At 72.0% G+C, this 11811-nt stretch carries 13 protein-coding genes and 1 riboswitch; of the genes, 8 read left to right on the top strand and 5 right to left on the bottom strand.

Annotated features, from left to right (window positions below; genetic code table 11):
• The 5 genes from AMK26_RS34110 to AMK26_RS34090 all read left to right on the top strand — a co-directional run.
• Positions 1 to 330: flavodoxin-dependent (E)-4-hydroxy-3-methylbut-2-enyl-diphosphate synthase (locus AMK26_RS34110; protein WP_158071172.1), on the top strand; the 330-nt coding region annotated here is incomplete at its 5' end.
• 23 nt (positions 331 to 353) lie between these two features.
• A complete protein-coding gene (dxs, locus tag AMK26_RS34105) occupies positions 354 to 2246 on the top strand; it encodes a 1-deoxy-D-xylulose-5-phosphate synthase (protein ID WP_073759898.1) in 1893 nt (630 codons plus the stop codon).
• Positions 2243 to 3628 carry an aspartate aminotransferase family protein gene (locus AMK26_RS34100; RefSeq protein WP_073759896.1) on the top strand — a complete coding sequence of 462 codons (1386 nt, stop codon included), beginning with the start codon at positions 2243 to 2245 and terminating at the stop codon, positions 3626 to 3628. Before dxs ends, AMK26_RS34100 begins: the two co-directional genes overlap by 4 nt.
• Before the next feature lie 61 nt (positions 3629 to 3689).
• Positions 3690 to 4388 (top strand): XRE family transcriptional regulator, encoded by a 699-nt coding sequence (locus AMK26_RS34095; protein ID WP_079277969.1) that lies wholly within the window; start codon positions 3690 to 3692, stop codon positions 4386 to 4388.
• 19 nt (positions 4389 to 4407) lie between these two features.
• Positions 4408 to 4524 (top strand): DUF6126 family protein, encoded by a 117-nt coding sequence (locus AMK26_RS34090; protein WP_073759894.1) that lies wholly within the window; start codon positions 4408 to 4410, stop codon positions 4522 to 4524.
• Between the two features lie 8 nt (positions 4525 to 4532).
• On the opposite strand, the gene AMK26_RS34085 is transcribed toward AMK26_RS34090, so the two are convergent.
• Entirely contained in the window at positions 4533 to 5345 is an 813-nt protein-coding gene (locus tag AMK26_RS34085) for a tyrosine-protein phosphatase (protein ID WP_073759893.1), read from the bottom strand.
• A 509-nt stretch (positions 5346 to 5854) separates the two neighbouring features.
• A riboswitch (cyclic di-AMP (ydaO/yuaA leader) is annotated at positions 5855 to 6012 on the top strand.
• Between the two features lie 4 nt (positions 6013 to 6016).
• Here AMK26_RS34085 and AMK26_RS34080 point away from each other — a divergent pair.
• Together AMK26_RS34080 and AMK26_RS34075 are read left to right on the top strand one after the other, a co-directional pair.
• Positions 6017 to 6913 carry a M23 family metallopeptidase gene (locus AMK26_RS34080; RefSeq protein ID WP_073759892.1) on the top strand — a complete coding sequence of 299 codons (897 nt, stop codon included), beginning with the start codon at positions 6017 to 6019 and terminating at the stop codon, positions 6911 to 6913.
• A gap of 162 nt (positions 6914 to 7075) precedes the next feature.
• Positions 7076 to 7870, top strand: coding sequence for an SGNH/GDSL hydrolase family protein (locus AMK26_RS34075; RefSeq protein WP_073759891.1), 795 nt, complete (start codon positions 7076 to 7078; stop codon positions 7868 to 7870).
• A gap of 178 nt (positions 7871 to 8048) precedes the next feature.
• Here the strand turns inward: AMK26_RS34075 and AMK26_RS34070 are convergent, their stop codons facing one another.
• The 4 genes from AMK26_RS34070 to AMK26_RS34055 form a co-directional block, all read right to left on the bottom strand.
• A complete protein-coding gene (locus AMK26_RS34070; protein WP_198944237.1) occupies positions 8049 to 8732 on the bottom strand; it encodes a TetR/AcrR family transcriptional regulator in 684 nt (227 codons plus the stop codon).
• Positions 8733 to 8797: 65 nt separating this feature from the next.
• Positions 8798 to 9742, bottom strand: a complete 945-nt coding sequence (locus AMK26_RS34065) for an MBL fold metallo-hydrolase (protein WP_079277967.1) — start codon at positions 9740 to 9742, stop codon at positions 8798 to 8800.
• Positions 9739 to 10275 carry a flavin reductase family protein gene (locus AMK26_RS34060; RefSeq protein WP_073759890.1) on the bottom strand — a complete coding sequence of 179 codons (537 nt, stop codon included), beginning with the start codon at positions 10273 to 10275 and terminating at the stop codon, positions 9739 to 9741. The genes AMK26_RS34065 and AMK26_RS34060 overlap by 4 nt, the downstream gene beginning before the upstream one ends.
• A 44-nt stretch (positions 10276 to 10319) precedes the next feature.
• Positions 10320 to 11105 carry an SDR family NAD(P)-dependent oxidoreductase gene (locus AMK26_RS34055; protein ID WP_073759889.1) on the bottom strand — a complete coding sequence of 262 codons (786 nt, stop codon included), beginning with the start codon at positions 11103 to 11105 and terminating at the stop codon, positions 10320 to 10322.
• Positions 11106 to 11305: 200 nt separating this feature from the next.
• Between AMK26_RS34055 and AMK26_RS34050 the strand changes: the two genes are divergently transcribed.
• A complete protein-coding gene (locus AMK26_RS34050; protein WP_073759888.1) occupies positions 11306 to 11773 on the top strand; it encodes an SRPBCC domain-containing protein in 468 nt (155 codons plus the stop codon).
• The last annotated feature ends 38 nt before the right edge of the window (positions 11774 to 11811 follow it).

Here is an 11811-nt window from a genome sequence, read left to right as displayed (position 1 = left end):
GAGATCGTCTCCTGCCCCTCCTGCGGCCGCGCCCAGGTCGACGTCTACAAGCTGGCCGACCAGGTCAGCGCGGGCCTCGACGGCCTGGAGGTCCCGCTGCGCGTCGCGGTCATGGGCTGCGTCGTCAACGGTCCCGGCGAGGCCCGTGAGGCGGACCTGGGTGTCGCGTCGGGCAACGGCAAGGGGCAGGTCTTCGTCAGGGGCGAGGTCATCAAGACCGTGCCGGAGTCGAAGATCGTGGAGACCCTCATCGATGAAGCGATGAAGATCGCCGAGCAGATGGAGAAGGACGGCGTCATGTCCGGAGAGCCCGCCGTCACCGTGAGCTGACAGCAGCAGAGAGAGGCCCGAGCGTGACGATTCTCGAAACCATCCGGGGGCCGCGCGACCTCAAGGCGCTTGACAGCGCGAAGCTCGACGAACTGGCCGAGGAGATCCGGCAGTTCCTGGTCCATGCCGTGGCGCGGACCGGGGGCCACCTCGGCCCCAACCTGGGCGTCGTGGAACTCACCATCGCCCTGCACCGGGTGTTCGACTCGCCCGTCGACCGCGTCCTGTGGGACACCGGCCACCAGAGCTACGTACACAAACTGCTCACCGGCCGGCAGGACTTCTCCAAGCTGCGCGGCAAGGGCGGTCTGTCCGGCTACCCCTGCCGCGAGGAGTCCGAGCACGACGTCATCGAGAACTCCCACGCCTCCACCGTGCTGGGCTGGGCCGACGGCCTCGCCAAGGCACGCGACCTGCGTGGCCGGACCGACCACGTCGTCGCCGTCATCGGCGACGGCGCGCTCACCGGCGGCATGGCGTGGGAGGCGCTCAACAACATCGCCGCCGCCAAGGACCGGCCGCTGATCATCGTCGTCAACGACAACGAGCGCTCCTACGCACCGACGATCGGCGGCCTCGCCGGCCACCTCTCCACCCTCCGTACCACCGACGGCTACGAACGCTTCCTGGCCTGGGGCAAGGACGTCCTGCGCCACACGCCGGTCATCGGACCGCCGCTGTACGGGTCGCTGCACGGTGCCAAGAAGGGGTTCAAGGACTTCATCGCCCCCCAGGGCATGTTCGAGGACCTCGGCCTGAAGTACGTCGGCCCCATCGACGGGCACGACATCGCGGCCGTCGAGTCGGCGCTGCGCCGCGCCAAGCGGTTCCACGGCCCCGTCCTCGTCCACTGCCTGACCCAGAAGGGCCATGGCTACGGGCCCGCCCTGGAGGACGAGGCCGACCGGTTCCACGCCGTCGGCGCCATGGACCCGCTGACCTGCGAGCCGCTCGTGCCCGCCGCCGGCCCGTCCTGGACGTCCGTGTTCGGCGACGCGATCGCCGAGATCGGCGCCGAACGGCCGGACGTCGTCGCCCTCACCGCCGCGATGCTGCACCCGGTGGGGCTGACGAAGTTCGCCGAACGGTTCCCCGACCGGGTGTGGGACGTCGGCATCGCCGAGCAGCACGCCGCCGTCTGCGCGGCCGGACTCGCGACCGGCGGCCTGCACCCGGTCGTCGCCGTCTACGCCACCTTCCTCAACCGCGCCTTCGACCAGCTCCTGATGGACGTGGCCCTGCACAGGTGCGGTGTCACCTTCGTCCTGGACCGGGCGGGTGTGACCGGCGTGGACGGCCCCTCGCACAACGGCATGTGGGACCTGTCCGTGCTCCAGGTCGTCCCCGGGCTGCGGATCGCCGCCCCGCGGGACGCCGGGCAACTGCGCGCGCAACTGCGCGAGGCGGTGGACGTGGCCGACGCGCCCACCGTGCTGCGCTTCCCCAAGGAGCCGGTGGGGCCGGCCGTGCCCGCCACCGGGCGGATCGGCGGCATGGACGTCCTGCACCGGGCGGACGACCCGGACGTGCTGCTGGTGGCCGTCGGCGTCATGGCGCCCGTGTGCCTCGGGGCGGCCGAGCTGCTGGCGGGGCGCGGCATCCGCTGCACCGTCGTCGACCCGCGCTGGGTCAAGCCCGTCGACGAGCAGCTCGCCCCGCTGGCCGCGGAGCACCGGCTGGTCGCCGTCGTCGAGGACAACAGCCGCAGCGGGGGAGTGGGCTGGGCGGTCGGGCAGGCGCTGCGCGACGCCGGGGTCGACGTACCGCTGCGGACCTTCGGCATCCCGGAGCAGTTCCTGGCACACGCCAAGCGCGGCGAGGTGCTGGCCGACATCGGGCTCACCCCGGTGGAGATCGCGGGACGGATCAGCGGAGCGCTGGCACGCACGCCGGCACGCAAGGAGAGCGAAGCATGAGCAAGAAGTTCGATCTGGCGGCGCTGCTCGCCGACCGGGGTGCCGAGGGCTACGACCTGCACGCCCGCCACCTCAACCCGCAGATGTCGCGCATGCTCCATACGATCGGCTTCGACAAGGTCTACGAGCGCGCCGAGGGCGCCTACTTCTGGGACGCCGACGGCAACGACTACCTCGACATGCTCGCCGGCTTCGGCGTCATGGGGCTGGGCCGGCACCATCCCGTCGTCCGCAAGGCCCTGCACGACGTCCTCGACGCGGAGCTGCCCGACCTCACCCGCTTCGACTGCCCGCCCCTGCCGGGCCTGCTCGCCGAGAAGCTGCTGACGTACTCGCCGCACCTGGAGCGGGTGTTCTTCTCCAACAGCGGCACGGAGGCGGTGGAGACCGCGCTGAAGTTCGCCCGGTACGTGACCGGCCGGCCGCGCGTCCTGTACTGCGCGCACGCCTTCCACGGGCTGACCACCGGCTCGCTGTCGGTCAACGGGGAGAGCTGCTTCCGCGACGGCTTCGACCCGCTGCTGCCGGACACCGCCATCGAGCTGGGCGACCTGTCGGCGCTGGAGCGGGAGCTGAAGCGGGGCGACGTGGCCGCCCTGATCGTGGAGCCCATCCAGGGCAAGGGTGTGCACGAGACCCCGCCCGGGTTCCTGCGCGCCGCCCAGGACCTGCTCCGCAAGCACAAGGCGCTCCTCATCGCCGACGAGGTGCAGACCGGCCTCGGCCGGACCGGCACCTTCTACGGCTACCAGCACGAGGACGGCGTCGAGCCGGACCTGGTGTGCGTCGCCAAGGCGCTGTCCGGGGGCTATGTGCCGGTCGGCGCCACCCTCGGCACGGACGAGATCTTCAAGAAGGTGTACTCGTCGATGGACCGGGTGCTCGTCCACTCGGCCAGCTTCGGGGCGAACGCCCAGGCCATGGCGGCGGGGCTGGCGGTGCTGTCCGTCCTCGAGGACGAGGAGATCGTGGCGAACGCCCGGCGGACCGGCGAGCTGCTGAGGTCACGGCTCGCGGCGCTCGTCGACCGCTACGAGATGCTGTACGAGGTGCGCGGCCGCGGTCTGATGATCGGGATCGAGTTCGGCCGCCCGTCCTCGCTCGGGCTGCGCAGCCGCTGGACGATGCTCCAGGCGGCCCGCAAGGGTCTGTTCGCCCAGATGGTCGTGGTCCCGCTGCTGCAGCGGCACCGCATCCTCACACAGGTCTCCGGCGACCGGCTCGAGGTGATCAAGCTGATCCCGCCGCTGATCATCGGCGAGCGGGAGGTCGACCGGTTCGTCGAGGCGTTCACCACCGTCATGGACGAGGCGCACAGCGGTGGAGGCCTGATCTGGGACTTCGGCAGGACGCTGGTGAAGCAGGCGATCGCCAACCGGTGAGTGGCTTTGCCTCTGGGGCAAGAAATTTGCCTGGGAGGGAAGGCGGTGGCGCAATGAGCGCATGAGCACTTCCGCAGAGGCAGACTCCGGCCGGGAGCCGTCCGGCAGGGCACACTCCGGCAGGGAGCCGTCCGGCAGGGCACTGTCCGGCCGGGAGCCGTCCGACGGGGCGGCGCAGGGCGCGCTGCCGGACGTCGCGCCCCAGCTGCGGGCGCTGCGGCGGCGACGCGGCCTCACCCTGGAGGCCGCCGCGCAGCGCGCCGGGCTGTCCCCAGCGCACCTGTCGAGGCTGGAGACCGGCCGCCGGCAGCCGTCGCTGCCGATGCTGCTCGGGCTCGCCCGCGTCTACGGTACGACGGTCTCCGAGCTGCTGGGCGAGATCCCGCCGGAGCGCGACCCGATCGTCCGGGCCGGGCGCGCCGAACCGGTGGAGGCCGACGGGTGGGTCTACCACCAGGCCGGCGGCCCCGGACGGGCGATGCAGGCGCTGCGCGTCCAGGTCCCGTACGCGACCCCGGGTGATCTCGTGCGCGTACACCCGGGGGAGGAGTGGCTGTACGTCCTCGACGGCCGGGTGCGCCTCGCCCTGGGGGAGGCCGTGCACGTCCTCGACCCCGGGGACAGCGCGCAGTTCGACTCGCTGACCCCGCACCGTATCGCCGCGGCCACGCGCGCCGGGGCCGAGCTGCTGTTCGTGCACACCCTCATCCAGAGCGCCGCGGCCGACCTGTGCCTCGGCGCGGGCGCCCACCGCCGCTGACCTCGATCGGAGATCCGCCATGTCCCAGGAACGGACGTTCCCCCGAGGGCTCGCCGTCCGGCTCTTCGCCTACCTGGTGGCGGGCCACCTCTTCGCGGCCTTCCTCTACCTGCTCTTCGAGCTCGGGGCCGGCTGAGGCGCGGCTCAGCTCTCGTCGAGGAGGCGCTCGCGCAGCCGCTCGCGGGTCTCGGGGCTGAGCTTCAGCCCCTCGGCCAGGTAGCGGTCGGTCGACCCCCAGGTCTCCTCGATGGTCGAGAACGCCGCCGCCAGGTACTCCATGCGGGCCTCGAACAGCGGGCTGAGCAGCTCCATGACCTCCGGCGACATCCCGGCCGGGGAGCTGTCGCTGCGGCGCACCTTGTAGCGGCGGCGCGGGTCGTTGGACTTGAGGTAGTCCTCCTCGATCGCCTCGCGCTCGACGCCGACGGCCAGCAGGGACACCGCTATGGACAGCCCGGCCCGGTCCTTGCCGGCGGCGCAGTGCATCAGGGCCGGGACGCTGTCCTCGGCGAGCGCGTGGAGGACCCGGCTGTGCTCGGCGGTGCGCTCCTTGATGATCATGCGGTACGAGGCCGTCATCCGGGCCGCCGCCTGCCCGTCGGCCAGGATCGAGCGCAGCTGGTCGATGTCGCCGTCGCGGACCATGGTCCAGAACTCGGCGCCGTCGGCCGGGTCGGAGAGCGGGATGTTCACGTTCCGTACGCCGGGCAGCTCGACGTCCGGGCCTTCGAGCTTCTGGTCGGCGGCGTTGCGGAAGTCGAAGATCGTGTGCAGCCCGAGGCCCGCGAGGAAGGCCGCGTCCTCGCCGGTGGCGTGCGCGAGGTGGCCGCTGCGGTACAGCTTGCCCTGGCGCACGCGCCGGCCGTCCACGGTCGGAAGCCCGCCGACGTCACGGAAGTTGCGCACTCCGGTCAGCTCGGGCTCGATCGACGGGACCTGCGGCAGCTGCTGCGTCACGGGGGCTCCTGACGTGTGTGTGGTCGGCGCCGGCCGCCGACGATGTCGCGTTCCGACGATACGACATGGGTGCGTCGGGCAATCAGTCTCTGTGGACGACGGGGCCGGCTGCTCACGCCGGGCGAGCCGGCCCCGTATCCCACTTTCTGTCCTATTTCACCATGGTTTCAGTATCCAGCTGCGCGGGCGGCGGGATTGAGGGGGGTCGTCAAGTAATGATGCTTCTGTCCGTATTGAGGGATTAGATATAACGTGCCCTGGTCGCAAGGGAGATGGGTGGGGCCACGTGAGCAGCGTCATAGCCGTGACCGTCCGTGGCGGGGCGCCCTTCATGAATTCCGTGCACACAAAGGGAATGCATGATCCGTAATCCACGGAGGGTGACCGGAATTCCGTCGCTGCCGCGTCGCTCGGAATGCCGGAGAGAAAGCAGCGGCTTGTTCACGTCGAGCCGCCTCGCTTACGGTCACGGCAATCCGGCCGGACCGCCGAATCCTGCCGCCGGTCGGAATTCGCACCCACCCACGCGTGGCAGGAGCGGGGGACCCAGGTAGTACGCCGACCCCGGAATTCCGGGACCGGCTCGGGGTGAAGTCGCGTCCACGGCGCGGCCGGACAACTCCAGTCCGAACCCGACAGCTCACCTCGCAGGCGCCGGAGAGGAATTCGCCATGCCCGCGAAGGGTAAGCACCGCCGTCCCAAGTCCAGCTCCATTACGCGTGGTTTCGTCGCCGCCGGTACCGGTGGCGCGGCCATCGCCCTCCCGCTGCTCGGCGCCACCGGCGCGCACGCCGCGGAGAAGGCCGCCCCGGCCGCCGCTCCGCAGCAGGCCGTCACCGCCGCGGCCACCGCCGCCAAGGCCGCCCCCGCCGCCCCGGCGAAGAAGGCCGCGCCGCGCACGTACACCGTGGTCGCCGGCGACCACCTCTCCAAGATCGCCCGCAACAAGAACGTCAAGGGCGGCTGGCAGAAGCTGTACCAGGACAACCGCCAGGTCATCGGCGAGGACCCGTCGCTGATCCTCCCGGGCATGAAGCTCACGCTCGGCGCCAAGTCCACGGCGGCTCCGGCGAAGGCCGCCCCGGCCAAGCCGAAGGCCGACGAGACCCGTACCGAGAGCCGCGCCTCGCGCTCCGCCGCCAAGGCCGAGGCCCCGGCGGCCTCGGGCTTCACCGCCCCGGTCTCCGCCGGTGTCACCACCCCCTACCGTGCCTCCGGCTCCATGTGGTCCTCCGGTTACCACACCGGTGTCGACTTCGCCGCCTCCTCCGGCACCAGCGTCAAGGCCGTCGGCCAGGGCACCGTCGTGTCCGCCGGCTGGAGCGGCGCGTACGGCAACGAGGTCGTCATCCAGCACGCCGACGGCAACTACTCGCAGTACGCCCACCTCTCCTCGCTGACCGTCTCCTCCGGCCAGACCGTGAGCGGCGGCCAGGAGATCGGCCTGTCCGGCTCCACCGGCAACTCCAGTGGCCCGCATCTCCACTTCGAGATCCGCACCAGCCCCAGCTACGGCTCGGACATCGACCCGCTGGCGTACCTCCGCCAGCACGGCGTCTCCATCTGACGCCGGCTCCGAGCGGGAGCACTCCGCCCGGCACCGCCTCCCGGTGCCGGGCGGAGTCGTATTCCGGGCTTGGGCGAATCTTGACCGGTGGCAAAAATCACTGCCCGTCAACCCCTCCTTACGGTCGCGTAGGTCACATCACCGGGTGAATGATGTGCTCCCGTGGCAGACGATTCGAGATTCAGAGACAGTGACGTATTCGGGTCGTACGCGGCGATCGGTGACAGCTTCACCGAGGGCGTCGGAGACCCTGGGCCCGACGGAACGTTCGCCGGCTGGGCGGACCGCCTCGCGGTGCTGCTCGCCGACCGGCTTCCGGAGCCCGAGGAGTTCCGGTACGCCAACCTCGCCGTACGCGGGCGGCTCCTCGACCAGATCGTGGAGGAGCAGGTGCCGCGGGCCAAGGAACTCGCCCCCGACCTGGTGACCTTCTGCGCGGGCGGCAACGACATCATCCGGCCGGGCAGCGACCCGGACGACGTCGCCGAGCGCTTCGAACGAGCGGTCGCCGACCTGACGTCCGCGGTCGGCACGGTCCTGGTGACCACCGGGTTCGACACCCGCAGCGTGCCGGTGCTGCGCCGGCTGCGCGGCAAGATCGCCACGTACAACGGGCACGTCCGTGCCGTCGCGGACCGCTACGGCTGCCCCGTCCTGGACCTGTGGTCCCTCAAGACCGTCCAGGACAGGCGCGCCTGGGACGCCGACCGGCTGCACCTGTCTCCCGAGGGCCACACCCGCGTCGCCCTGCGGGCCGGCCAGGTCCTGGGCGTCGACGTTCCCGCCGACCCGGACCAGCCCTGGCCGCCCCTTCCGCCGCGCGGCCCCCTCGAACTCCGCCGCGACGACATCCAGTGGGCGCGCGAGTACCTGGTCCCGTGGATCGGCCGCCGCCTGCGCGGCGAATCCTCCGGCGACCACGTCTCGGCCAAGCGCCCGGACCTGCTCCCGCTGTAGGCAGCGGGAGCCCTGGCCGGCTCCTTCAACGGCGAGTCTTTGAACGGGCTCCTTGAACGGGGCCTTGGACGGGCTCCTTGAACGGGGCCTGGGACCGGGGGTCCTTGGGCGGGCCTTCCGGCACCGGGCTCCTGGGCCTGGCCTCCGGAACCCGGGTCCTGGTACGGGCGCCGGGCGATCAGGCGCCGAGTGGGCCGGGCGGGCCGGACGGGCCCGGTGCGCTGGGCGTGTCGCGCGCGTTCGACGTGCCGGGGGCGGCGGGCGGGACCGCCGGGTGGCCGAGTTCGCGGGTGAGGGCTTCGTCCGCCCAGGCCAGCATGGCGGCGCGGGAGAAGGACGCCGCGTACGCGGTCATCTGCACGGCCAGGCCGTCCAGGAACGCGGTCAGCCGCCAGGCCGCCGCCTCGGGGTCCTCGCAGCGGAACTCGCCCGCCGCCGCGCCTTCCGCGAGCACCTCGGTCAACGCCGCCTTCCACTGCCGGTCGAGGTCCTGGGCCACATCCCGCAGCGCGGGTTCGCGCAGCGCCGCGGCCCAGCCCTCGATCCACAGGCGCCATCCCTTGGCCCGGCCGGTCGGCGCGTACCAGTGGACGGCCGCCCGCAGCCGGCGGGTCGCCGTCGTCCGGCGGCCCAGCAGGCGGCGCAGGTGCGCGAGGTCGCCCTCGGCGGCGTACGCGAAGGCCGCCGCCACGAGTTTCTCCTTGGTCGAGAAGTGGTACAGGACGAGCGCGTTGCTCACGCCCAGCGCCGACGCCACGTCGGCGATCCGCACGGCCGCCACACCGCGCGCCTCGATCTGCGCGACGGCGGCCCGCAGCAGTTCCTCCCGCCGCTCCGCCACGCTCAACCGCACTCTGCCCACGCCGCCAGCCTAGGCCCTGCCCGGGGGTTCCCCGGGCGCCCGCCGGTGGGTGTGCGGGCATGCCGTCAGGCGTGGCAGGCGGGCAGTCCGCCGTGGAAGGCGACCATCTCCTGGAAGGACGCCAGGACGTCGATCCGGGCGCCCGGGGAGAGTCCCTCCAGCTCCGCGTAGGCCCGGTGCAGGTTGGCCACCAGCCGTTCGGAGTCCACCAGGCCGGCGAACGCGCCCAGCTCGGCGCGCTCCGCCGCCGCGAGCGGTCCCAGGCCGTCCCGCAGGCCCTCCTCCGCCAGGAGCTGGACCCAGCGCAGATACGCCTCCGTGGCGTCGAGCAGCTCGGGGCCGCCGACCGGGCCGTGCCCCGGTACGACCGTACGGGCGCCCAGGCCGCGCAGCCGCTCCAACGCCCGCAGGGAACCGGTGACGGAACCCATGAGCACGAACGGTGTGACGCCCGACCACACCACGTCGCCGGTGAACAGCACCGAGCGCTCAGGCACCCACACCACCACGTCGTTGGCGGTGTGCGCGGGCCCCACGTGCAGCAGCTCCACCCGCAGATCGCCCGCGTACAGCGTCAGCGCGTCACGGAAGGTGAGTCCCGGCAGGGTCAGCGGGGTGTCGCCCCAGTCGACGCCGGGCCACAGCCCGCGCAGCCCCAGCCCCGCCTCGGCGGTGTCGGAACGGGTGCCCTCGTGCGCGACGATCACCGCACGGGGCACGAACTGGCCGTTGCCGAAGGTGTGGTCGCCGTGGAAGTGGGTGTTGACCACGAAGGCGGGACCGCCGGGCACGACCCGCTCGGCCTCCTCGCGCAGCCGCCGGGCGCGGGCCTCGGTGGCTGCGGTGTCCACCAGCACACCGATGCCCTCGCCGGTGATCAGGCCGGCGTTGTTCAGACACCATCCGCCGTCGGGCTGGACGAACGCGTGCACGCCCGGCGCGACTTCCCGCAACGTGCCGTGCGGGGCGACGGAGACGGAGACGGAGGGGGAGGCGGTGGGGGCGCTCACGCCGCCTCCCCGAGCCCGGCGGGCAGCCGGCGGAAGCGGCCCTGGTGGAAGACGAGCGGGTCGGCCTCACCGGCACCGGCCCGCAGGGCGACGACGTGCCCGATGAGCAGGACGTGATCACCGGCGTCGTACGCCTGGTGCAGCCCGCACTCGAAGTACGCCTCCGCGCCCGGCATCACCGCGTTGCCGGTGACACCGTCCACGGCGGCCAGCCGCAGCATCGCGGCCTGTCCCTGCGAGCGGTCGGGACGGCTGAACTCCTGGGCCAGGTCCCGCTGCGGCTCGGCGAGCACGTTCACCGCGAAGCTCTGCCGCCGGATCACCCGGGGGCGGATCTGGCCGTCGGCCTTCACGGACACCAGGACCAGCAGCGGGTCGAGGGACACCGATACGAAGCTGTTGAGGGTGGTGACCAGGGTGTCGTCACCGCTGCCCTGGGTGAGGAGGGTCACTCCGGTGGGGAAGCGGCCCATCGCGGACCGGAAGGACGCGATATCGGGCCGGGCGAGCAATGTGCTTGCCGCGTAGGTCATGGCGCCTGCTCCGTTTCGGGGTCGAAGCCTCAGTGGTACGGGCCTCAGTAGTTGCCGAGGCCGCCGCAGACGTTGAGCGCCTGCGCGGTGATGGAGGCGGCCAGGTCCGAGGTCAGATAGCCGACGAGGCCGGCGACCTCCTCGGGGGTCGAGTAGCGGCCGAGCGGGATCTTCGCGTTGAACTTGTCCTGGATCTCCTCCTCGCTGACCCCGTAGTGGCCCGCGTAACCCTGGCGCACCCGCTGGGCCATCGGCGTCTCGACGTAGCCGGGGCAGACCGCGTTGACGGTGATGCCGGTCTTGGCGAGTTCCTTGCCCACCGCCTTGGTGAAACCGATGACGCCGTGCTTGGAGGCGGAGTACGGGGCGGCCAGTTCCACGCCCTGCTTGCCGCCGGTGGAGGCGATGTTGACGATCCGCCCCCAGTCGCCCTCGCTCATCCGGCCGGTGCTCAGGACCTCGCGGGTGACCCGGAAGGTGCCGTTGAGGTTGGTCTCGATGACCTCGTTCCACAGCGCGTCCCCGATCTCGGCGGTGACACCGCCGCCGCCCCGGCCCGCGTTGTTGACCAGGATGTCGATCCGCCCGTACTCGGCGACGGCCGCCTCGACCGCGGCGCGGATCTCCTCGGGCGACGTCACGTCGCAGACCGTGCCGGCCACCTCCAGGCCCTCTTCACGCAGCCGCTTCACGACCGTGCGCACGCTCTCCTCGCTCCGTGCGACGCCGAAGACGGCGGCGCCCTGGCGGGCCAGGAGTTCGGTCACGGCGAGGCCGATCCCACTGGTCGCGCCGGTGACGAATGCGACTCGTCGTCCCGCGTCTGTCATCGTGCTCTCCCCGCTGTGGTCGGTGACCGGGCCGTCCGGTCGTCAGCGACCGTCCCAACGCGGCCTCGCAGCCGCCTCGATTCCCTCTCGCGGTCGTCCTCGAGCCGAGCCCGACAGGGCGTCGAGCGGGGCGCGGGAGCGTAGCGGGGTATGGCGAATCCCGTGCGCGCTCCCGCGTGCACAGCGAGCGAGGAGGGCCCGTGCCCGAACAGACGATTCCGGACGTACGGAAGTCGGTGACCGTCGCGGCCACGCCCGAGGACGCCTTCCAGGTGTTCGTCGAGCGGCCGCAGGACTGGTTCCCGCCGCACCACGTCCTGCTGAAGACCCCGCGGGCGGGTATCGCCTTCGACCGTGAGGCCGGAGGCCGCTACTACGAGTGGGACGCCGAGGGCAATGAGATGACCTGGGGCACGATCCGGGAGTACGTGCCGGGCGAGAAGCTGATCCTGACCTGGCGCATCGACGCGCGGTGGCAGCCGCTGCCGGACGACGAGAAGGCCGGTCTCATCGAGGTCTACTTCACGCCCGTGGACGAGCACCACACCAGGGTGGAGCTCGCCCACACCCAGATCTGGCGGGTCGGTGAAGGCGCTGAGCGCATGTACCAGGCCCTCGACGGGCCCAGCCCGGGTGACACCCTCGGTCGCTACGAGAAGCTCTTCTGAGCCCGCCCGCCTCTGGCGGTGGCGCCGGAGCGCCGGCG

This window comes from Streptomyces sp. CB03234 (assembly GCF_001905885.1).
Lineage (GTDB): Bacteria > Actinomycetota > Actinomycetes > Streptomycetales > Streptomycetaceae > Streptomyces.
The sequence above is the reverse complement of the archived record's forward strand: the minus strand, read 5'-3'. Positions and strand labels throughout refer to the sequence as shown.